Below are 22,908 nucleotides of genomic sequence, written 5' to 3' on the forward strand. Positions count from 1 at the left end.
GAGTATTGATGACTTGTTCAATCACCCTCAGAAATTTTGGTTTGATGTGGGAATCATGTGTAACGGTTGCCACAGCCGACACCCTATACAGGTGGCTGAGACATTAAAAAAAGCCCCATGACCAAACGGACCATGGGGCTAAAAATTGGCTGGATGCGACCAACCAAAGGAGCTCTTTACATCACTTCGCGCTGGCGACCACCGTGTCCGGCTGCCAGCCACCCCCCAGCGCCTTGTAGATCGCCACTATCCCGCGATACAGGTCGACTTCGGCCTGGGCCTGGGAGTCTTCGGCGGCCAGGCGTTCGCGTTGGGCGTCGAGCAGTACCAGGAAGTCCACGGTGCCTTCGCGGTAGCGGATCGCGGCGAGGTCGGCGGCGGCGCGGCTGGACTCACTCTGACGGATCAGCGAAACCAGGCGCTGTTGGCGTTTGCCGTAATCACTGAAGGCGTTTTCCGATTCTTCCAGGGCCAGCAGCACTTGCTGCTCATAGGTGGCCAATGCGCCATCGGCTTCGGCGTCAGCACCGCGCAGGCGGGCACGCACGCTGCCGAGGTCGAACGCGGCCCAGGTGATGCTCGGGCCCAGCGCCCAGGCGTTGGCGGCAGACGAGCCGATCTGCGAACCGCGCCCGGCGGTGAAGCCGAGGAAGCCGCTGAGGCTCACCCGTGGGAACAGGTCGGCCTTGGCCACGCCAATGCGCGCGGTGGCGGCGGCCAGTTTGCGTTCGGCGCTGAGGATGTCCGGACGCCGTTGCAGCAATTGCCCTGGGTCGCCGATCGGCAGTGCCTTGGCAATCGCCGGCAAGTCCTTGGGGCTCAGGTCCACGCTGAGTGTGTCCGGGCGCTGGCCGAGGAGGGTGGCGATGCGGTTACGCTCGCGCACTTGTTCGGCTTGCAGTTGCGGCACGCTGGCTTCCACCCCCGCCAGGCGTGCGTCGGCACGCTCGACATCGAGTTGGTCACCCACCCCGGCATCGCGCAGGCTGACGGTGATGGTGCGCGATTCCTGCTGGTTTTTCAGGTTGGCCAGGGCGATACGTTCACGCAACTGTGCGCCCCGCAGTTGACCGTAGGCATCCACCAATTCAGCAATCATGGTGACCTGCAGTTGGTACAGGTCCGCTTCTGCGGCTTGCTGGTCGGCGTCGCTGGCTTCCAGATTGCGCTGGATGCGCCCGAACAGGTCCAGCTCCCAGGCCATGTCCAGGCCCAGGTCGTAGCGCTCGGTCTTGACCCGGCGCGTGGTTTGCCCGGGGATCTGGCCTTTGCCCTGGTCACTGCTGACGCGGCTGGTGATGGTCGGCATGGCGTCATTGCTGGCGTCATCGCGGATCGCCCGTGCCGCCCGCAGGCGGGCAAAGGCCACGCGCAGGTCACGGTTGCCTTGCAGCGACTGCGTCACCAACTGGTTAAGGGTCGGATCGTCGAACTGCTGCCACCAGATGCCTTCGAACTTGGCATGGTCATATTGCCTGGCGTCCGCGGCGGCGGTGATGTTCGCCGCCTCCGGGGTTTGGGTTTTATAGTCCGGGCCCACGGCACAGGCGCTCAGCGCCAGTACCAGCAGACTCGGCAAAAATACGTTCACACTCATTGCTGTGTCTCCAGCTTCAGGGCCTTGGCCGCTTTGCGCGCTTCGCTGCGCTCCACATAACGCCGGATCAATACGTAGAACACCGGCGTCAGCAATAGACCGAAGAAGGTCACCCCGATCATCCCGGAGAACACCGCCACGCCCATGGCATGACGCATCTCGGCACCGGCACCGCTGGAGAGCACCAAGGGCACCACACCCATGATGAAGGCGAAGGAGGTCATCAGGATCGGCCGTAGACGCAGGCGGCAGGCTTCCAGTACCGCAGCGAGCGGGTCGAGGCCTTCCTGTTGTTTGTCCTTGGCGAATTCGACGATCAGAATTGCGTTCTTACAGGCCAGGCCCACCAGCACGATCAGGCCGATCTGGGTGAAGATGTTGTTGTCGCCGCCCGAGATGATCACCCCGGTAATGGCCGACAGCAGCGTCATCGGTACGATCAAAATCACCGCCAGCGGCAGGCTCCAGCTTTCGTATTGGGCGGCCAGTACCAGGAACGCCAGCAGTACGCAGAGCGGGAACACGAACAGCGCGGTGTTGCCCGAGAGGATTTGCTGATAGGTCAGGTCGGTCCACTCGTAGGTCATGCCGTTGGGCAGTTCCTCTTTCAGCAGTTTTTCAATCGCGGCCTGGGCCTGGCCCGAGCTGTAGCCCGGTGCGGCGTTGCCGTTGATTTCAGCGGTGATAAAGCCGTTGTAGTGCATCACGCGGTCCGGCCCGGAGGTGTCGCTGACCTTGATAAAGGTCGCCAGCGGGATCATCTCGCCTTTGTTGTTGCGCACTTTGAGCTGGCCGATCTGGTCGGCGTCCTGGCGGAACTGTTGCTCAGCCTGCACGTTGACCTGATAAGTGCGCCCGAAACGGTTGAAGTCGTTGGCATACAGCGAGCCCAGGTAGACCTGCAGGGTGTCGAAGATGTCGCTGATCGCCACGCCGTGGGTCTTGGCCTTTTCGCGGTCGATGGCGGCATCGACCTGGGGCACGTTGACCGTGTAGCTGGTGAACAGGCCGAACAGTTCCGGCACGCTGCGGCTCTTGGTGATCACGTTCTGCACTTCTTTGTACAGTTCGTCATAGCCCAGGTTGCCACGGTCTTCGATCTGCAGGCGGAACCCGCCGATCGTGCCCAGGCCCTGTACCGGTGGCGGCGGGAAGATCGCCATGTAGGCTTCTTCGATATTGGCGTATTGGCCATTCAACGCACCGGCAATCGCCCCGGCGGACATGCTCGCATCTTTGCGCTCATCGAAGGGCTTCAAGGTGACGAACACGATGCCGCTGTTCGGGCTGTTGGTGAAGCCATTGATCGACAGACCCGGGAAGGCAATCGCAGCTTCCACGCCGGGCTGCTTCAGCGCAATGTCAGACATGCGCTTCATCACGTTTTCGGTACGGTCCAGGCTCGCGGCGTCGGGCAGTTGGGCGAACGCCACCAGGTACTGCTTGTCCTGGGCCGGTACGAAACCGGTCGGGGTGTGGGCAAAGCCGAAGAACGTCAGCACCATCAAACCGGCGTAGACGAACAGCGCGATACCACTGCCGCGAATCACCCGGCGTACCGTGCCAACGTAGCCATGGCTGGCCTTTTCAAAAAAGCGGTTGAAGGGGCGGAACAGCCAGCCGCCAAACAGCTTGTCGAGGAACTTCGAGAAGCGATCCTTCGGTGCATCGTGACTGCGCAGCAGTACGGCAGCCAGGGCAGGGGACAGGGTCAGCGAGTTGAACGCCGAGATCACCGTCGAGATCGCAATGGTCAAGGCGAACTGTTTGTAGAACTGCCCGGTCAAGCCACTGATGAACGCGGCTGGAATGAACACCGCACACAGCACCAGCGCCGTGGCGATGATCGGTCCGGTCACCTCGCTCATGGCTTTTTCAGTGGCCGGGAACGGCTCCAGGCCCAGCTCGATATTACGTTCGACGTTCTCCACTACCACGATGGCGTCGTCCACCACGATACCGATGGCCAGTACCAGGCCAAACAGCGACAGGGCATTGAGCGAGAACCCGAACAGGTGCATCACCGCAAACGTACCGATCAAGGATACCGGCACCGCCACCAACGGAATGATCGAGGCGCGCCAGGTCTGCAGGAACAGGATGACCACCAGCACCACAAGGATCAGCGCTTCGAACAGGGTGTGCACAACCGCTTCGATGGAACCGCGTACAAAGATCGTCGGGTCGTACGCAATGCGGTAATCCATACCCGCCGGGAAACTCTTTTTCAGCTCGGCCATCTTGGCGCGCACATCGTTGGAGATGTCGATGGCATTCGAACCGGGGCGCTGGAAGATCGGAATCGCAACGGCCGGCTGGTTATCGATCAGCGAGCGCAGCGCGTATTGGCTGGAGCCCAGTTCGACTCTGGCGATGTCCTTGAGGCGCGTGATTTCACCGTTGGCGCCGGCGCGAATCACGATGTTCTCGAACTCTTCCTCGGTAACCAGGCGCCCTTGGGTATTGACCGATAACTGAAAGCTGGTGTCGGACGGCGCAGGCTGTGCGCCCAAGGCGCCGGCCGCGACCTGGCGGTTCTGCTCGCGGATCGCCGTCACCACGTCGGTGGCGGTGAGGTTGCGCGAGGCGGTTTTGTTCGGGTCCAGCCAGACGCGCAGGGAGTAATCGCCCATGCCGAACAGCTGTACATCGCCCACACCACCCAGACGCGCCAACTCATCCTTGATATTGAGGATCGCGTAGTTGGACAGGTAGAGCATGTCGTAGCGCTGATCCGGGGAGGTCAAGTGCACCACCATGGTCAGGTCGGGGGAGGCCTTGTCCACGGTGATACCGATGCGCGTGACTTCCTCAGGCAGCTTTGGCTGCGTGCGGGTCACCCGGTTCTGCACCTGCACCTGTGCGTTGTCCAGGTCGGTGCCCAGGGCGAAGGTGATGGTCAGGGTCAGTTTGCCGTCGGCGGTCGATTGCGAGGACATGTACAGCATGTTCTCGACACCGGTGATGGCTTGTTCCAGCGGGGCTGCAACGGTTTCACCGATGACCTTGGGGTTGGCGCCGGGGAAGTTGGCGCGCACCACCACGGTGGGCGGTACCACTTCCGGGTATTCGCTGATCGGCAATTGGAACAGCGAAATCGCGCCGGCGATCAGGATCAACAGCGAGAGCACCGCCGCGAAGATCGGCCGCGAAATGAAGAACTTGGAAAAATTCATCGTGAGTCGTATCCCTTAACCGCGTGGAGTCGCAACGGCTGCGAGTTTGGGCGCGGCTTTATCCGGCGCCACTTGCTCCAGGTTGCTGGCTTCAAGCGCTTGTCGTTGTTGGGCCAAGGCGGCGAGGGTTTCCTTGCTGGCCATCGGAATGGTTTCCGGCGCGACCGGCGAACCTGGACGCACGCGTTGCAGGCCCTTGACGATAATGGTGTCGTCCTTGTTCAGGCCGTTGCGCACGATGCGCAGCCCTTCGATCTTCGGCCCCAGTTCCACGGCGCGGTACGCCGGCTTGTCGCCGTCCATCACCAGCACGAACTTCTTGCCAAGGTCGGTGCCCACGGCCTCGTCGTTGATCAGAACGGCGGAGTAGGTGCCGCTGCCAACCAGCTTCAGGCGCGCATACAGACCGGGCGTGAATTCGCCCTTGCTGTTATCGAACACCGCGCGGCCACGGATGGTGCCGGTGGCCGGGTTGACCTGGTTGTCGACAAAGTTCATCTGGCCCAGGTGCGGGTTGCCGGTCTCGTTGGACAGGCCCAGGTACACCGGCGTGGTGGCGCCGCGGCGGCCCTGACGCGCCAGCTCGGTGTACTTGAGGTACACGCGCTCGTCGGCGTCGAAGTAGGCGTAGACCTTATCGGTGGAGACCACGCTGGTCAGCGCCGTCACATCGGCGGTTACCAGATTGCCGGCGGTGATTTCGGCACGGCTGACCCGGCCGCTGATGGGGGAGGTGACACGGGTAAAACTCAGGTTCAGTTTGGCCAAGTCCAACTGCGCCTGGATCCCGGCGACGGCGGCGCGGGCTTCCTGGGCGGCGGTGGTGCGCGAGTCGGCCAGTTCGGCGGAGATCGCGTTGCTCTGGCGCAGGCGCTCGCCACGTTGGGCTTCGTTATCACTGCGGGTGGCGGCGGCTTTGGTTTGAGCCAGCTGGGCCTCAAGGCGACGCACTTCAGCCTGGAACGGACGCGGGTCGATCTGGAACAGCACGTCGCCTTTCTTGACCAAAGCGCCTTCGGTGAAAGCGACTTGGTCAATCTGGCCCGACACGCGCGGACGGATCTGTACGGTTTCCGGTGCTTCCAGGCGGCCGGTGAACTCGTCCCACTCGTTGACTGGCTGCTCAAGCACCTTGGCCACACTGACTTTCGCCGCAGGCATGGCAGCTGCTTGTTCCGGGGACTTGCCGCACGCGCTCATCACCACCACGGCCAGAATCGCCAGGGGCAAGCGCAAATGTTTGAGTGACTGTTCCATGAGGTGCATCCGCCAATGTATTTGAGATGGGCGGATCATGCGCGGCGAGGTGCTATGTCACGAATCGAATGAAGCAAAGGTAACTATCATTCGGAATGATATAAGGGCGAGCTGAGCCCTCTAGGATGGGGGTTTCGTTAGGGGCCTATCAATGGCTGTGATGACAAAGCACTGTTGCGTCGGCTGAAACAAAGCCGTTCAGGGGTGCAACCTCTCTGCCACAGCTGGCCGGCATCAGGCGCGTGTGTTGCGACCGCTCGATGCGCTTGACCCGCTGGCGCCACCCATGCCGCCGTATCCATGGGAGACGGCCCGTCGCCCAAACGTCTGACGCGGCCGCTGCCAGTGTCGTTATCAGGCGAATCCGTGCCGCAATGAGGCTATTTTGGCCAGAGGCATGCCGCGTAATGTGACCCGTCATTGAAAAATGATGATCGCCTGACCCTCCAGTCAGTACGTCTTAACGTCGATCACAGAGAATAAAAACATCGATGAATAGCCCGATTTCCAAGGATTCAAACGGCCAACTGGCGCAGGGGTTCAAGCCGCGGCATGTGACCATGCTCTCTATTGCAGGGATTATCGGCGCGGGGTTGTTTGTCGGCTCCGGCCACGCGATAGCGGCGGCGGGCCCGGCTGTGATGCTGGCCTATCTGTTTTCCGGACTGCTGGTGGTGTTGGTCATGCGCATGCTCGGCGAAATGGCCGTAGCCAACCCCGACACCGGTTCGTTCTCCACGTACGCCGACCAGGCAATCGGGCGCTGGGCCGGGTTCACCATTGGTTGGCTGTATTGGTGGTTCTGGGTGCTGGTGATTCCCATCGAAGCCCTGGCCGCCGGGCATATCCTCAATCAGTGGATTCCCCAGATCGACGCTTGGCTGTTTGCCTTGTTGTCGATCTTTTTGTTGGTGATTACCAACCTGTTCAGCGTCTCCAAGTACGGCGAGTTCGAGTTCTGGTTTGCCATGGCCAAGGTCATCGCGATCATCGGCTTTATCGGCCTGGGCGGCGCGGTGTTGATGGGCTGGATTCCCGAGCGGGAAGCCAGCGGCCTGAGCACGCTGATGCAGGAACATGGCGGTTTTGCGCCCAACGGGCTGTCGGCGGTGGTCGGGGCCTTCATCACCATCATGTTCAGTTTCATCGGCACCGAGGCCGTCACGATTGCCGCGGCCGAGTCCGATAACCCCGCGCAGAACATTGCCCGGGCGACCCGCTCGGTGATGTGGCGCATCGGCGTGTTTTACGTGTTGTCGATCTTTGTGGTGATTTCCGTGGTGCCGTGGAATGACCCGCTGCTGGCCTCGGTGGGCTCATACCAGCGCGCGCTGGAGTTGATGAACATCCCCCACGCCAAGATCCTGGTGGACGTGGTGGTGTTGATCGCCGTGGCCAGTTGCATGAACTCCTCGATCTACATTGCCTCGCGCATGCTGTATTCCCTGGGCAAGCGCGGGGATGCGCCGATGCTGATGAAAAAAACCTCGGCCGCAAGCGTGCCAAGGGCGGCCGTGGTCGCCAGTACCGTGCTCGGGGCCGGCGTGACGTTGCTCAGTTATTTCATGCCGGCCGGGCTGTTCCAGTTTCTGTTGGCCAGTTCGGGGGCCATTGCACTGGTGGTGTACCTGGTGATTGCCGTTTCGCAACTGCGCATGCGCAAGATCCTGCAACGACGCAATACCCCGCTGACTTTCAAGATGTGGTTGTTCCCCTGGCTGACGTGGGTGGTCATCGCCTTCATTTGCGCGGCCTTGGGGGTGATGCTGTTCACGCCCGAGCATCGTCTTGAGGTGTCGTCGACCATCGGACTGGCGTTGTTGATCTCCCTGGTCGGCGTGCTCACCGCGCGGCAACCCGACCTCGTGCGCAAACCGATGCCCATCGCCTCGCGGCCATGAGCGTTCGCCCCGTCACCCGCGTGGTGTTTGTGCTGCTGGATCAGTTCACGCTGATCTCATTGGCCTCTGCGGTGGAGCCGCTGCGTATGGCCAACCAGCTGTCGGGCCAGGAGCTCTACCGTTGGCATACCGCCAGCTGCGACGGTCACCCGGTGTGGGCCAGCGATGGCATGCCGATCACCCCCGACGGGTCAATAGACAACGCGCCGCCCGCCGATATCGTGTTTGTCTGTGGCGGTACCGGGATTCAAAGCACCGTGACCGGCGAACTGGTTAAGTGGCTGCGCGCCCAGGCACGTTATTCCAAGCGCCTGGGTGGCATCTGCACCGGCAGTTGGGTATTGGCGCGGGCAGGGCTGCTCGACGGTTTTGAATGCAGCGTGCATTGGGAGTGGCTGGCCGCCATGCAGGAAGCCTTCCCACGGGTGACCCTCAGTGCCAGCGTGTTCACCCTCGACCGTGATCGCCTGACCAGTTCCGGCGGCACTGCGCCCATGGACATGATGCTGCACGTGATCGGGCGTGATCATGGACACGAACTATCAGCGGCCATCTCCGACATGTTCGTGTACGAGCGCATGCGCAATGAACAAGACCACCAGCGCGTGCCGCTCAAGCACATGCTCGGCACGCAGCAACCGAAGTTGCAGGAAATCGTCGCGCTGATGGAAGCCAACCTCGAGGAACCGATCAACCTCGACCAGTTGGCGGAGTATGTGGCCCTGTCGCGCCGTCAGCTCGAGCGGATGTTCCAGAAGTACTTGCGCTGCTCACCGTCACGCTACTACCTCAGGCTGCGGCTGATCCGCGCGCGTCAGTTGCTCAAACAAACCCCCATCTCCATCGTAGAGCTGGCGGTGCTCTGCGGCTTTGTGTCCACGCCGCACTTTTCCAAATGCTACCGCGAGTACTTTGGCGTGCCCCCCAGCGACGAACGCCTGGTGACCACGGATGAGCGCGTTGTCGCGCTCAAACCCATCATTCAGACGGTGCCGGCACCCATGCCGATGAGTGCGTTGGAGCAGGCGCGCGGGGAGTCGACATTTGCCAGTGTGAAAAACCTGAAGTCCTGACGGCCTGGCGCAGGGTGCGCGAGTGGATATTCCCATTGGTTCAGCTTTAATACTCTGCACATGAGGCAAGGCTCACGGTGCGCGCGGCGCTTGTGCGGTCATCCGTCTGTCACAAATCGGACGGAAGGCATGCAGCGGCTCTAAAGTTGTCAGGGGCAGGGCAGATAACCCCTATGTCGCCTATATCCGCAACAACGTTCAAGGATCGAATTCATGACCCAGCGTCACTCTGTCCGCACCGCCTCTGCTGTCCATCCGCGCTTTTGCTGGTTTGCCTTGATCCCGGTTGTGCCTGCCGTTGCATGGATACTGTCGCAATCGGCCTCGTTGACCAACCTGCTGGCCTGCGCTGCGCTGGTTTTGATCGGTCTCGGTGCCTGTGCCTGGAGCGCCGGTTCGCAGCGCAGCGCAGTGCAGCGGGCCATTGCCCGGGCCCAGGCGGATCAGTCCGAAGACGACGCGGCGCAAAGGAGCATTGCTTCGCGCGCGCAACTCGATGAGGTGTTGCTCGGCGCCATGCCGATCTGGGCCAAACAGGTGGAAAGTTCGCGGCATCAGACCGAAGAAGCGATTGTGAGCCTGGCCGACCGATTCACCGGGATCGCCACACGCTTGCAGGAAACCGTGCAAGCCTCGCAACACGCCGCCGGTGAATTGGACGGCCAGGCCGCCGACGGTGCGCTCGAAGTGCTGGCGCGCAGTGACAGCGAACTGAGCCAGGTGATCAATTCACTCAAGGCCACTCAAACCAGCCGTGACCAGACCCTGGCCCAGGTGCGCAGCCTCACGGCCTATACCGGCGAGCTGCGCACCATGGCCGCCGATGTGGCGGCGATTGCCGCGCAAACCAACCTGCTGGCGCTCAACGCCGCCATCGAAGCGGCACGTGCCGGAGAGGCCGGTCGCGGCTTCGCGGTGGTGGCTGACGCGGTGCGCAGCCTGTCGAGCAAGTCCAGTGAAACCGGCCAGCAGATGTCGGCCAAGGTCGACATCATCAATAACGCCATCACGCAGTTGGTGCAGGCCGCTTCCAGCAGTGCCGACCAGGACAGCCACTCGGTAGCAGAGTCCGAAAACAGTATTCAATTGGTGCTCGAGCGCTTCCAGAACATCACCGGGCGCCTGGCCGACTCCGCCAACCTGCTCAAGCAGGAAAGCTACGGCATCCGTGACGAGATGACCGAGGTGTTGGTCAACCTGCAATTCCAGGATCGGGTCAGCCAGATCCTCAGCCACGTACGCGACAACATCCACGCCCTGCATGACCACCTGCAGCAGGCGCACCAGGCCCCGGACCAAGTGGTGGCCGTCGACGCCCGGCAGTGGCTGGCGCGGATGGAGGCCACCTATGCCACTGACGAGCAGCGTCGCCTCCATCATGGCGAGGCGGCGGTGCAGCAGAATTCTCAAGACATCACCTTTTTTTAGGAGCCCATCATGGCGAAGAACGTATTAGTGGTCGACGACTCCAGCAGTGTGCGGCAGGTGGTCGGCATTGCCTTGAAAAGCGCCGGTTATGACGTCATCGAGGCCAGCGACGGCAAGGATGCCCTGAGCAAGCTGACCGGGCAGAAAGTGCACCTGATCATTAGTGACGTGAACATGCCCAACATGGACGGCATTACCTTCGTCAAAGAGGTCAAGAAGCTGGCCAACTACAAGTTCACCCCGATCATCATGCTGACCACCGAGTCCCAGGAGTCGAAGAAGGCCGAGGGTCAGGCCGCCGGCGCCAAGGCGTGGGTGGTCAAGCCGTTTCAGCCGGCGCAGATGCTGGCCGCAGTGTCCAAACTGATCCTGCCTTGACCGCCGGCGCCAGGAGGCCCCATGCCGATAACCACTGAAGTGCTCGATGACACCGCCCGCGTGCGCATTGACGGCGAGCTGACGATCTACACGGTGGCGGAACTGGCGGCTGCACTGCTGCCGCAGATGGGGGCCACGCCCCGCCTGGAACTGGACCTGTCACAGGTCACGGAAATGGATGGCGCCGGTCTGCAGTTACTCGCGGTGCTTGAGCGTGAGGCGGGCATTGCCGGTACTGCCTTAAGCGTGACCGGCCAAAGCCAGGCGGTCATGCAGGCGCTCCAACTGTGTCGTAGCGCGGCCTCATAGCCAGCGCGTCCCATGTTTTTTGATCGACAAGGAAAGTCCAGGTGAGCATCAATCTCGATCAGGCACAGCAGACATTCATCGTTGAGGCGCGCGAGCTGTTGCAGGCCATGGAGCAATCCCTGCTGCAACTGGAAAGCGAGCCTGACAACAGCGATGCCATTGGTGCGATTTTCCGCGCCGCGCACACCATCAAGGGTTCCGCGGGGCTGTTCGGCCTTGAGCCGGTGGTGGGCTTTACGCATATTGTCGAGGACGTACTCGACCGCTTGCGCGACGGCAGTGTCGCCGTGGACGCCGCGCTGATCGCCGTGCTGCTCAAGAGCGGCGACCACATGCTCGAGTTGATCGAGGTCGTCGCCAATCGGGGCGAAGCACTAACGCCTGAGGCTCTCGAACGTGAGGCGTTATTGCGTGAGGCGCTGCGCGCGTTTCAGGCACAGGACGTCGCCACGCCAACGGCCGAGGTAGCGGTGACCGATGCAGGCCCATCCGCTGACGTGCTGTGGCACATCTCCCTGCGCTTCGGTGTGGATGTCTTCCGCAATGGCATGGACCCGCTGTCATTTCTGCGTTACCTCGAAACGTTGGGGCAGTTGCTGCAGGTCGCTACCCTGACGGACACCCTCCCTCCGCTGGATCGCTGGGACCCGGAAAGCTGCTACCTGGGGTTCGAGATCGAACTGCGTTCGAGCGCCAGCCACGCCACCCTCAACGAAGTGTTCGACTTCGTGCGTGACGACTGTGAGGTGCACATCCGTGCCGTCGAGCAAGTGCCGGGCACTCTGGTGGCCATCGCCAGCGACGTGGCTGGCCAGAGCGAGCAAAACTTGGTGGCGACCGCGCCGCAACGCGCGCCGGCGAACAGCGAGACGAAAAGCCGCGACGGCAATTACGTGCGGGTCAACGCCGACAAGCTCGACGAGTTGATCAACCTGGTCGGCGAATTGGTGATCGCCAGCGCCGGCGCAAGTCTGCTGGCGCGCTCTTGCAACAACGACCCTTTGCAGGAGGCCACCTCGACCGTGTCCGGGCTGGTGGAAGAGATCCTTGATGGCGCCCTGCATTTGCGCATGATCCCCATCGGTGACACGTTCAACCGTTTTCGCCGCGTGGTGCGCGATATCAGCCAGGAACTGGGCAAGGACATCGAGCTGATCATCAGCGGCGCGGAAACCGAACTGGACAAAACCGTGGTCGAGAAGATTGGCGACCCGCTGATGCACCTGCTGCGCAACGCCATGGACCACGGTATCGAAAGCGCCGATGCACGGCGTGCCGCCGGTAAGTCGGCCAAGGGCCATTTGAGCCTCAATGCCTACCATGACTCGGGCAACATCGTCATTGAAATCGCCGACGACGGCGCCGGGCTCAACCGCGAGCGTATTCTGCAAAAGGCCCAGGAGCGCGGGTTGGTCGCCAGCGGTGCAGTGCTGACCGACCAGGAAATCTACAACCTGATCTTCGAGGCGGGGTTCTCGACCGCCGAGGCGGTGACCAACCTGTCCGGGCGTGGCGTCGGCATGGACGTGGTCAAACGCAATATCACCTTGCTGCGCGGCACCGTCGACCTGGACAGCCGTCCCGGCCAGGGCACCGTGGTACGCATTCGCCTGCCCCTGACCCTGGCGATCATCAATGGCTTCCTGGTCGGCATCGACCAATCCACCTACGTGATTCCCCTGGACATGGTCCAGGAATGTATCGAACTGGATGAGCGCCAGCGCCAGTCCAGCCGCGACAACGGTTACCTGGACTTGCGGGGCGAGGTGTTGCCGCTGGTGGACCTGCGCGATCACTTCAGCCACGAAGGGCCGGCGGCGCGCCGCCAGAACGTGGTGGTGGTGCGCTACGCCGAGCACAAGGCCGGGCTGGTGGTGGATGACCTGCTCGGTGAATTCCAGACCGTGATCAAACCCCTGGGCAAGTTGTTCGGCGCACTGCGCGGCATCAGCGGCTCGACCATATTGGGCAGCGGTGCCGTGGCCCTGATCCTGGATGTCCCGGCACTGCTCAACCAAATCGTACAACTGGAAGCCCGCACGCCCCAGGCGCCTCAGTCGCCGCCGGTCGTCGCTCGCTGACGTCTTTGCAATTCCATGGAGGTTCCCCCGATGAAATGGTTCTACGATCTTAAAATTTCCACCAAGTTGATCAGCTCATTCCTGGTGGTCCTGGCGCTCACTGCAGTCATGGGTGTCTTCGCCATCCTCCAGCTCGGTGCGGTCAACCAGGCGGCCCAGGACATCAAGGGCAACTGGATGCCCTCCATGCGCGCCGCGGCGGGCATGCGGTTTTATGCCGCCAACTACCGCTTGAAAGAAAACCGCCACATCGGTACCGAGATCGCCGAGGAAAAGACCCAAGCCGAGCGTGAAGCCGCTGAGTCACGTCAACAGTTCGAAACCCGCATGGGCACCTATGAGCAGTTGCTGTCCAACGAAGAAGACCGTCAGCTCCTGGCAAGCGTGAAAAGCGCGTGGGATGCCTACCTGGCAAGCAGCAAGCAGTTGCTCGAGTTCTCCCGGCAGAACCTCGATACCCAGGCGCGCAGCTTGCTCAGGGGCGAGTCCAAGGAGCATTTCGATGAGGTGACCAACCGTCTGCAGAAAATGGTCGAACTCAATGACGCCGGCGCGACGGTCTCTGGTGACAAGGGCTCGGCGCTGTACGAAAGCTCACGCCTGTCAATCATCGCGGTATTGGTCGCGGCCCTGTTGATTGGCCTGGGCCTGGCGATATTCATCGCCCGCATCATTTCCCGCCCGTTGAAGCAAGCCGCGCTGGCGGCCGAGCAACTGGCCGAAGGCAACCTCAACGCCCACATCGAGCCTGGAACCAAAGACGAAACCGGCATGGTGCTCAACGCCATGCGCAACATGGTCGGCAAGCTGGCGCATATCATCGGCGAAGTGCGCAATGCCGCCGATAACCTGGCCAGTGCCTCCGAGCAGGTCAGTGCCACCGCACAATCGATGAGCCAGGCCACCAGTGAACAGGCTGCGAGCGTCGAGGAAACCAGCGCCTCGGTGGAGCAGATGAGCGCCAGCATCAACCAGAACACCGAAAACGCCAAAGTCACCGACGGCATGGCCAGCAAGGCTGCCAAGGAAGCCACCGAGGGCGGCGAATCGGTGCAGCAGACGGTGGTGGCGATGAAGAAAATCGCCCAGCGCATCAGCATCATTGATGACATCGCTTACCAGACCAATCTGCTGGCCCTCAACGCCGCCATTGAAGCCGCGCGGGCCGGCGAGCACGGCAAGGGGTTCGCCGTGGTGGCCGCCGAAGTGCGCAAGCTGGCCGAACGCAGCCAGGTTGCCGCCCAGGAAATCGGCGAATTGTCTTCCAGCAGCGTGGACATGGCCGAGAAAGCCGGCAAGTTGCTCGACGAAATGGTGCCCTCCATCAACAAGACATCCGACCTTGTGCAGGAAATCAGCGCCGCGTCCGAGGAACAGGCCGCCGGTGTCGCGCAGATCAACACGGCCATGACCCAGCTCAATCAGGTGACCCAGCAAAATGCCTCGAGCAGTGAAGAGCTGGCCGCCACCGCCGAAGAAATGAGCAGCCAGGCCGAGCAACTGCAACAGGCCATGAGTTTCTTCGTGCTGGATTCCGCGACCAAAGCGGCCGCGCAAAGCAGCAGTGTGGACAGCCCCGGCAGCAAGCCCAACCGCCAGCCGCCGCGCCCGAAAGCGCCGGCACCGCGCAAGGCGTTCGCCTACAGCATGGCCAGCGCGCCGGACGAATCGGAATTCACCCGTTTCTGATCACACGATCAATGCGGGCCTACAAGGGAGAGTGAAATGGGCGCAGTGATGACGACTCGGCAAACCGCTGCGGCGGTGGATGAGGATGCGCAGTACCTGACCTTTATGCTCGGTGGCGAAATGTTCGCTATCGGCATCCTGGGGATCAAGGAAATTATCGAATACGGCAGTCTGACGGTGGTGCCGATGATGCCGGCGTTTGTACGCGGGGTGATCAACCTGCGTGGCGCGGTGGTGCCGGTGGTTGACCTGTCGGCGCGTTTTGGGCGGGCCAACTCGGCGATCACCCGGCGTTCCTGCGTGATCATCATCGAGGCGAGCACCGACGAGGGCCAGCCCCAGGACATCGGGTTGCTGGTCGATACGGTGTCCGCCGTGCAGGAGATCCCTGCCGCGCAAATCGAGCCGCCGCCGAGCTTCGGCGCGCGGATTCGCGCCGACTTCATCAGCGGTATGGCCAAGGTCGACGGCAAGTTCGTGATTGTGCTGGAGGTGGACAAAGTGTTGTCCATCGATGAGATGTCCAGCCTCGCCGAGGGTGGTCAGGCGGCCCTCGACCCTGATCCGCATTGAGACCCGACCATGCCAGATACCGCCTCCATCGATGATCGTGAATTCGGTCAGTTCCAGAGCTGGCTGTACCGCGCGGCGGGTATCAACCTGTCGCCCGCCAAGAAAGCCCTGGTCGCAGGACGCCTGTTCAAGCGTCTCAAACACTATGAGCTGCACAGCTATGGTGAGTATTTCAAGCTGATCATGAATGACCAGCGCAAGGGCGAACTGCAGGTGGCGCTGGATTTATTGACCACCAACGAAACCTATTTTTTCCGCGAGCCCAAGCACTTCGACTTCCTGCGTCAACAGGTGTTGCCGAACGCTGCGCCGGGCAAGGTCTTCCGCGTGTGGAGCGCGGCCAGTTCGTCGGGCGAAGAACCCTACAGTCTGGCAATGACCCTGGCCGAGAGCCTGGGCACCACCCCCTGGGAAGTGATCGGCTCGGACATCAGCACCCAGGTGCTGGCCAAGGCGCGTACCGGGCATTACGCCATGGAGCGCGCCGGCACGCTGCCGCCACCGTTGCTGACCAAGTACTGCCTCAAGGGCATTGGCCGCCAGGAGGGCACGTTCCTGATCGACAAGGCGCTGCGTAATCGCGTCAACTTTGTTCAGGTCAACCTCAACGAAGCGCTGCCGGCCCTGGGTGAGTTCGAGGTGATCTTTCTGCGCAACGTGATGATTTATTTCGACCAGCAGACCAAGAGCCAGGTGGTCGCGCGTCTGCTGCCGCTGCTTAAGCCCGGCGGTTATTTCATCATCAGTCACTCCGAAAGCCTCAATGGTGTGAATGACACCCTGAAGCTGGTGGCGCCGTCGATTTACCGCAAGCCATGAAAAAGCCTGTCGATGCGACCGAAGTGGTGTTGGCGCCTGGCCAGGTCAGCTTTGCGACGCGGCCAACGCGCCTGCGCACCTTGCTTGGCTCTTGTGTAGCGATCACCTTTTGGCACCCGCAGCGGCTGATCGGCGGCATGTGTCACTTCATGCTGCCGGGGCGCCTGCGCAGCCATCAACCGCTGGACGGCCGCTATGCCGACGAAGCCATGGAACTGCTGCTGCGACACACCCAGGCCAATGGCACTCATGCACGGGATTACCAGGTCAAGTTGTTCGGCGGCGGCAAAATGTTTCTCGGCCAGCAGTGCCAGTTGCCGACGCAGGACGTGGCCAGCCTGAATATCCGCGCAGCTTTGTCCCTGGCCGAGCACTATCACCTGCACCTGACGGCCCAGGACATGGGCAGCACCGGTTACCGCACGATCATGTTCGACCTGTGGAACGGCAACGTCTGGGTTCGGCACCAACCAATGGGAATACTTCAACAAGATGCCTACCAAAAAAATCAGTGTGCTGCTGGTCGATGACTCGGCCGTGGTGCGTCAGGTATTGCTGGCGATTCTCGCTGACACGCCGGATATTCACGTGATGGGCGCCGCGTCCGACCCGATCTTCGCCATGGACAAACTCGCCCGCGAATGGCCGGACGTGATCGTGCTGGACGTCGAGATGCCGCGCATGGACGGCATCACCTTTCTCAGGAAAATCATGAGTGAGCGGCCGACGCCGGTGGTGATCTGTTCCTCGCTGACCCAGAAAGGCGCGGAAACCTCCCTGCAGGCGCTGTCGGCCGGCGCGGTAGAGATCATCACCAAACCCACGACCGGCTTGAAGAACTTTCTGATCGAATCGGCCGCCGAGTTGGTGGCGGCGATCCGCGCCGCGGCCAATTCCAATGTGAAGAACCTGGGCAAGCGCAGCGCTGCTCCCGCACTGGCCCCGCCCAGCAAGCTCACAGCGGATGCGATTCTGCCCGCCGCCAATGGCCACGCCATGGCGCAGACCACCGAGCGCATCGTCGCCATCGGCACCTCCACCGGCGGCACTCAGGCGCTGGAAGCGGTGCTGACGGCACTGCCGAGGGTGTGCCCAGGCATGGTGATCGTGCAGCACATGCCGGAAAAATTCACCGCCTCGTTTGCCGAGCGCCTCAACAGCGTCTGCGAGATCGAGGTGCGCGAAGCGCGTAACAACGACCGCATCCTGCCCGGCCTGGCCCTGATCGCGCCAGGCGGCAAGCACTTGATGGTCAACCGCAGCGGCGCCTTTTATCACGCCCAGGTCATCGATGGGCCACTGGTTAACCGGCACCGGCCTTCTGTGGACGTGCTGTTTCGCTCGGTGGCCAAGTTCGCCGGCAAAAACGCCACCGGCATCATCATGACCGGCATGGGCGACGACGGCGCGCGCGGACTCAAGGAGATGCTTGAGGCCGGCGCCGCCACCGTCGCCCAGGACGAAGCCAGTTGCGTGGTGTTCGGCATGCCCAAGGAAGCCATCAAGCTCAACGCGGCCCAGCGCATCATGGCGCTGGAGGATATTCATCAAGCGATTTTGTACAAGTGAGCGTGAGTGCAGTCGGTTTTGTCGTGATAGCGCGCCGGCCTTCGACCAAAGCACTAAGCCTTTGCGAGGAGACTGCACGTAATATCATGGTGCCACCGCGGGGTGAGGTGCCCTGCGTGTGGTCGACCCCCGCTCCGTTGTGAGCCAGCGTTTGCACGTCCGAGGTATTGGCAACCATGAATGGCCACGCACCCACCCTGATTGACGACGACAGCGTGCGAACCCTGGAGAGCGTCCTTGTATGCCTGTCGGGCGCTGTGGCTGCGCTGGACCGGGCGGGGCGGGTGGTCACCGGCAATGCGGCGTTCTATCAGCTTCACAGTGGCCCGTGGGCAGGCGTCGGCGGCGAATTTGTCGCCCGGCTGCGTCCCGAAGACCATTGGCTTTTTTACCTCGCGCTGGAGAAAGCGGCCGGGAATGGTCGTGCATCGTTCTCGGCAGTGGGCGAGGGTGATGGCCTGTTGGATGTGTCCCTGACGCTGTGGCGCGACGATTATTTTATGGTCGAGGTGGTCGCCCGGCAGGCGCCATCGATCCCGCTGCCTGCCGCCGACAGTTATTCGGAGATCCCGCTCAGGTCTATTTTCGACTCTTCCGGCACCGGTTTGGCACTCGTGTCACTCGAGGGGCGTTGGCTGCGCGCCAACGGGGTCATTTGCACGTTGCTCGGTTACAGCGAAGCGCAGCTGCAACGCACCACGTTCATGGCGCTGACTCACCCGGACGACCACGAGGTCGGCAGGCAACTGATCGAGGAATTGAAGTCCGGTGCGCGGGCGGGTGCGACCTTGCACAAACGCTATATTCATCGCGACGGGCGCGTGATCTGGGGGCGCCTGACCGTCGGCCTGGTGCGAGATGATCAAGGGCAACCGGCGTGTTTTGTCTCGCAACTGGAAGACATCACCGAGAATTGGCAACTGCGCGAAACATTGATGGGCAGTGAGCTCAAGTTTCTCACCCTGGCGGAAAACTCCCCGAACATCATTGTCCGTTACGACCGCAACCTGTTACGCACCTATGTCAACCCGGCTTACCGGCGCCTGACCGGCAAGTCTAACGACGAGGTGATTGGCCTGTGCCCGGATGGCGAGGCCAGGGACTACGTCAGCCAATTGCGCCGTGTCGTGGCAACGGGCGAAACGGCGCAGTTCGTGGACAGCTGGGCCGTCGCCAACGGCCTGGGTTATGTGAGCTGTGCGGTCAGCCTGATGGCCGAGCGCAATCAGAGTGGTGAGGTGGTCGGCGTGCTCTCGCTGGCCCATGACATCACCGAGCTGCGCAGGCAACAGTTGCTGGAAGACGCGCGGCTGGGGATCTTCGAACGCATGGCGACGGGCGCGTCCCTGGAACAGACGCTGACGCTGCTGGTGGGCTATGTGCAATTGGCCTTGCCCCATCGGTCCTGCCGCGTACAGCTTGTGGAGTCTTTCGGCACCCGCCTGGCGACAACCGCGACCGCCGTTTCGTCACTGGCAGAAGAGGCTTGTGCCCCTTGGTCCGAGCCGATCATGGACCAACAAGGGCAGATGTTGGGGGTGTTCGAATTGTCGCGATCGCCCGGTTCGGTGGTGGACGACAGCGATGTTCAGCACGTGCGGCAAACCTGTCACATTGCTGCAATCGCGATCGAGCGCTGGCAGTCGGAGTCCTTGCTGCGCGAACGCGAGCGGCGCTACCGGGACATTTTTGACCATACCCTGGACATGCTTCTGCTGCTGGAGACCACGCCGTCAGGCGAGGTGCGCTGTGTCGACGCCAACCCGGCCTTGTTACGGGCGCTGGGCAAACCCCACAGGGAGATCATCGGTGCGACGCTGGTAGCGATGTTCGGTCGGTTGAGCGCGCAAACACTCCAGGCACTGTGCGAGCAGTGCCGGGTGGCCGGCCGTGTGGTGGAGTCGGATGAGGCCATGCTCGTGCGTCGCGAAGTCCGTACCCTGCACTTCACCCTGGTGCCGGTGGCGGACTCGGGGCGCGCGGTCTCGCGAATCCTGGTGATCAGCCGCGACACAACGCTGCTGACCCGTGCCCGGCAAAAAGAACTGGAGCGCCAGCACGACATCAATACGCTGGTGGAGAACAGCCCCGACGCGGTCGCCCGGCTGAGCGCGGCAGGTGAAGTGCTCTACGTCAATGCGCGGCTGAGAGCCTGGGTAGGCGACGCGTGGCCCGAGCTGATGGGCATGCCCCTGGAATCGGTGGCGCCCCACAATCACCAATCTCAGTTGTTCCGTGAATTGGTGGCCCAAGTCATTCGTGAAAACAAGGCCACCGAACAGGAGTTTCGGCTCTCGGGACTAAAGACGGCGCCCAAGGTAGTGCTGATCCATTTTGTCCCGGAGGTTGATGGCCAGCGGGTGGTCAGCGTGCTGGCGGTGGGCCGGGATATTTCCAAGCTGCGCGCGGCGGAGCGGCGCCTGGCCAATTCCAACGCGCAGTTGCGCGACCTGTCGACCCGCCGCGAAACGGCACGGGAAGAGGAACGCAAACTGATCGCCCGGGAAATCCACGATGAGCTGGGCCAGCACCTCACCGCCTTGCGCATGGGCATCTCGTTATTAAGGTTTCAGTTCGGCGCCACTACACCGGACCTGGCGCCTCAGGTCGAACGCTTGATGGGGCTGACCGACAAGACGATTCAGGTCGTACGCAATGTGTCCACCAGCCTGCGCCCATCCGCCTTGAACCTGGGCTTGGTGTCGGGGCTCGAATGGCTGACCACCGAGTTCGTCACCCTGACCCTGGTGCCGTGCGAGCTGCACCTGCCTTCGATTCCGTTGACGCTGCCCGATACCCACATTACCGCCGCGTTTCGCATCGTTCAGGAGTCGCTGACCAACATTGCGCGCTACGCCGAAGCCACACAGGTCAGCGTTACCCTGACCCCACAGGACACGCACTGGTTACTGGAGGTGCAGGACAACGGCAAAGGGTTTGAACCGGATGCCCTCACACGCCAGACCCTGGGCCTGGCCGGCATGCGTGAGCGCGGTGTGATGTTGGGCGGCAAAGTCATTATTTTCAGTCACCCCGGACAGGGCACCACGGTCCAGGCGTTTATCCCAATGCATAAGGATACGTATTGATGATTCGCATGCTGATCGCTGATGACCACACCATCATGCGCGAAGGACTCAAGCAGCTGTTTACCCTGGTGGCCGACGTGCAGGTGGTGGCCGAAGCCGAGAGCGGCGCGCAGGTGATCGAGCTGTTGCGTGAGGTTGAGATCGACCTGTTGCTGCTGGACATGAATATGCCGGGCATCAGTGGTGAGATTCTGATTGCCCGCTTGCACACCCAGTACCCGGATCTGCCGATCCTGGTGTTAAGCATGCATAACGAAATCCACATCGCCCAACGCGCTTTGCGCGCCGGAGCACTCGGCTATCTGACGAAGGACCGCGATCCCGAAACGTTATTGGCGGCCATGCGTCGAGTGGTCAGTGGCCAGCGTTACCTGGACCCTGGTCTGGCTGAGCAGATTGCGCTGCAAAGCAGCGGTTTGAAGCAACAGACCTATGTCGAAAGCTTGTCTGATCGCGAATTCCAGATCCTGCGCCTGCTGGCGCACGGCATGAGCGTCAACCAGATTGCCGAACAATTGGTCATCAGTAACAAAACCGTGAGTACCCACAAGACCCGCCTGATGGAAAAAATGGGCTTCAGCTCGACGGCGGACATCGTGCGCTTTGCCATGACGTTGGGCATTTCCTGATCAGCCACTTGGGGTAGGGATTTTCCTACCCGGTCTCCCGGTATCCCTACCCCAGAATAGGGATGCTCTGATGGTGGCGGTGCCATTATTGCGCCAGCATTGCTCCCAAGCCATCGCGCTGCCGATCCATCGGCGACGACAGGCGCTGACCGGGAGACAAACCGTGAGTGAACAGACCCCAAGCCCTTCGGCCACATTGACGCTGTTTCCGGTGACGACGGCCGGTCTGCTCGGCAGCCTGGCGGTGGCCTACGGCGACGGTTTCAGCGGCGGGGCGGTCGTGGCGGGGAGCGCGCTGTTCGTGGTATGCGCCGGGCTGGGCTGGTTCGCACACCGTCGTTATCAGGGGTACAGCAAGCCGCTGTCGCAACCGCACTACGCCCCGGCAGCCGCGGCCGTCGACGACGGCCTGGCCGACGTCTGCATCCAGGTACTGCCTATCTGGTCGAGGCAGATTGAAGCGGCGCGTGAACTCAGTGAAACCTCCATCCTCAAGCTCAGCGAACGCTTCGGTACGCTGTCATCGGACATCAGTCACAGCGTGTCCAGCCAGGGCGCGCAAGACGCTTCCCGGCAACTGGTGGATTTGCTGGAAGTCGGCCAGCGCGACCTCAACTCCATCGTCCTGGCCCTGCGCGCTGCGTTGTCCAATAAGGAGAACGAACTCAAGGAAGTTATGCAGCTTTCCGGGTTCACGGAGCAGCTCCAGCAGATGGCCACGTTTGTCGGCGACATTGCCAGTCAAACCAACCTATTGGCGCTGAACGCGGCCATTGAAGCGGCACGTGCCGGTGAGGCCGGCCGCGGGTTTGCCGTAGTCGCCGATGAAGTGCGCAAGCTGTCGAGTATGTCCGGCGAAACCGGGCGCAAGATCAGTGAGACCGTCAACACCGTCAATGCGGCCATTGCCCGCACGGTGCAAATGTCCCGTCACCATGCCGAACAAGACACCCTGACCCTCGCGGACTCGGAGCGGGTGGTGTCGCAGGTCATCGAACATTTTCGCGGTACCGCCCAGCGCATCGTGGGTAACAGCCATGACCTGCAGCAACAGAACGCCAACGTCGCCAACGAGATTGCCCAGGTGCTGGTCGCCTTGCAGTTTCAGGATCGTGTCAGCCAGATGCTGGCGCTGATCACCAGCGACCTGGACAAATTACAGCTGCAGTTGAGCGAGCGTCACGCCTCGCGCCTGGACGGACAGGCGTTGGCGCCGATGGCCAGCGAGCGTTGGCTGCAGGAGCTGTCACGGACCTACACCATGCCCGAGCAACACGCCATCCACGGCGGCAAGACCCACGCCAAGGCTGACGCCAGCGAAATCACCTTTTTCTAGAGGA

Annotated in this window: 17 protein-coding genes; 14 read left to right on the plus strand and 3 right to left on the minus strand. The window is 61.9% G+C overall.

Going from position 1 to position 22,908, the window contains the following annotated elements:
* Positions 1 to 181: 181 nt before the first annotated feature.
* Genes KZX66_RS10035 through mexE form a run of 3 tightly spaced genes read right to left on the minus strand, consistent with a single transcriptional unit; the run spans position 182 to position 6,030 of the window.
* A complete protein-coding gene (locus KZX66_RS10035; RefSeq protein ID WP_248078880.1) occupies positions 182 to 1,597 on the minus strand; it encodes a TolC family protein in 1,416 nt (471 codons plus the stop codon).
* On the minus strand, positions 1,594 to 4,773 hold the full coding sequence (locus tag KZX66_RS10040; protein WP_248078882.1) for an efflux RND transporter permease subunit: 3,180 nt from the start codon (positions 4,771 to 4,773) through the stop codon (positions 1,594 to 1,596). Before KZX66_RS10040 ends, KZX66_RS10035 begins: the two co-directional genes overlap by 4 nt.
* Positions 4,774 to 4,788: 15 nt before the next feature.
* Positions 4,789 to 6,030 carry a multidrug efflux RND transporter periplasmic adaptor subunit MexE gene (mexE, locus tag KZX66_RS10045; RefSeq protein WP_248078884.1) on the minus strand — a complete coding sequence of 414 codons (1,242 nt, stop codon included), beginning with the start codon at positions 6,028 to 6,030 and terminating at the stop codon, positions 4,789 to 4,791.
* Between the two features lie 491 nt (positions 6,031 to 6,521).
* Here mexE and gabP point away from each other — a divergent pair, with 491 nt between their 5' ends.
* From gabP to KZX66_RS10115, 14 genes are all read left to right on the plus strand, one after another.
* Entirely contained in the window at positions 6,522 to 7,931 is a 1,410-nt protein-coding gene (gene gabP, locus KZX66_RS10050; protein ID WP_248078887.1) for a GABA permease, read from the plus strand.
* Positions 7,928 to 9,004 carry a GlxA family transcriptional regulator gene (locus KZX66_RS10055; RefSeq protein WP_248078890.1) on the plus strand — a complete coding sequence of 359 codons (1,077 nt, stop codon included), beginning with the start codon at positions 7,928 to 7,930 and terminating at the stop codon, positions 9,002 to 9,004. Before gabP ends, KZX66_RS10055 begins: the two co-directional genes overlap by 4 nt.
* 213 nt (positions 9,005 to 9,217) lie before the next feature.
* The gene (locus KZX66_RS10060; protein WP_248078892.1) at positions 9,218 to 10,432 is read left to right on the plus strand and encodes a methyl-accepting chemotaxis protein; all 1,215 of its coding nucleotides are present in this window, start codon (positions 9,218 to 9,220) and stop codon (positions 10,430 to 10,432) included.
* A 9-nt stretch (positions 10,433 to 10,441) separates the two neighbouring features.
* A complete protein-coding gene (locus KZX66_RS10065; RefSeq protein WP_010446480.1) occupies positions 10,442 to 10,810 on the plus strand; it encodes a response regulator in 369 nt (122 codons plus the stop codon).
* Between the two features lie 21 nt (positions 10,811 to 10,831).
* Positions 10,832 to 11,119, plus strand: a complete 288-nt coding sequence (locus tag KZX66_RS10070; RefSeq protein WP_248078895.1) for an STAS domain-containing protein — start codon at positions 10,832 to 10,834, stop codon at positions 11,117 to 11,119.
* A gap of 41 nt (positions 11,120 to 11,160) precedes the next feature.
* A complete protein-coding gene (locus KZX66_RS10075; RefSeq protein WP_248078898.1) occupies positions 11,161 to 13,200 on the plus strand; it encodes a chemotaxis protein CheA in 2,040 nt (679 codons plus the stop codon).
* Between the two features lie 30 nt (positions 13,201 to 13,230).
* Positions 13,231 to 14,889 (plus strand): methyl-accepting chemotaxis protein, encoded by a 1,659-nt coding sequence (locus KZX66_RS10080; protein ID WP_248078900.1) that lies wholly within the window; start codon positions 13,231 to 13,233, stop codon positions 14,887 to 14,889.
* A 36-nt stretch (positions 14,890 to 14,925) separates the two neighbouring features.
* Positions 14,926 to 15,462, plus strand: coding sequence for a chemotaxis protein CheW (locus KZX66_RS10085; protein ID WP_248078901.1), 537 nt, complete (start codon positions 14,926 to 14,928; stop codon positions 15,460 to 15,462).
* Between the two features lie 9 nt (positions 15,463 to 15,471).
* Positions 15,472 to 16,281 carry a protein-glutamate O-methyltransferase CheR gene (locus KZX66_RS10090; protein ID WP_248078905.1) on the plus strand — a complete coding sequence of 270 codons (810 nt, stop codon included), beginning with the start codon at positions 15,472 to 15,474 and terminating at the stop codon, positions 16,279 to 16,281.
* The gene (cheD, locus tag KZX66_RS10095) at positions 16,278 to 16,811 is read left to right on the plus strand and encodes a chemoreceptor glutamine deamidase CheD (RefSeq protein WP_248078907.1); all 534 of its coding nucleotides are present in this window, start codon (positions 16,278 to 16,280) and stop codon (positions 16,809 to 16,811) included. Before KZX66_RS10090 ends, cheD begins: the two co-directional genes overlap by 4 nt.
* On the plus strand, positions 16,774 to 17,850 hold the full coding sequence (locus tag KZX66_RS10100; RefSeq protein ID WP_248078910.1) for a chemotaxis response regulator protein-glutamate methylesterase: 1,077 nt from the start codon (positions 16,774 to 16,776) through the stop codon (positions 17,848 to 17,850). Before cheD ends, KZX66_RS10100 begins: the two co-directional genes overlap by 38 nt.
* Before the next feature lie 176 nt (positions 17,851 to 18,026).
* Positions 18,027 to 20,939, plus strand: coding sequence for a PAS domain S-box protein (locus KZX66_RS10105; RefSeq protein WP_248078912.1), 2,913 nt, complete (start codon positions 18,027 to 18,029; stop codon positions 20,937 to 20,939).
* The gene (locus tag KZX66_RS10110) at positions 20,939 to 21,568 is read left to right on the plus strand and encodes a response regulator transcription factor (protein ID WP_248078915.1); all 630 of its coding nucleotides are present in this window, start codon (positions 20,939 to 20,941) and stop codon (positions 21,566 to 21,568) included. The genes KZX66_RS10105 and KZX66_RS10110 overlap by 1 nt, the downstream gene beginning before the upstream one ends.
* Positions 21,569 to 21,638: 70 nt before the next feature.
* Positions 21,639 to 22,904, plus strand: a complete 1,266-nt coding sequence (locus KZX66_RS10115) for a methyl-accepting chemotaxis protein (protein WP_248078917.1) — start codon at positions 21,639 to 21,641, stop codon at positions 22,902 to 22,904.
* Positions 22,905 to 22,908 lie beyond the last annotated feature (4 nt).

It is taken from the genome of Pseudomonas sp. EYE_354 (assembly GCF_023148575.1).
Taxonomy (GTDB): Bacteria; Pseudomonadota; Gammaproteobacteria; order Pseudomonadales; family Pseudomonadaceae; genus Aquipseudomonas.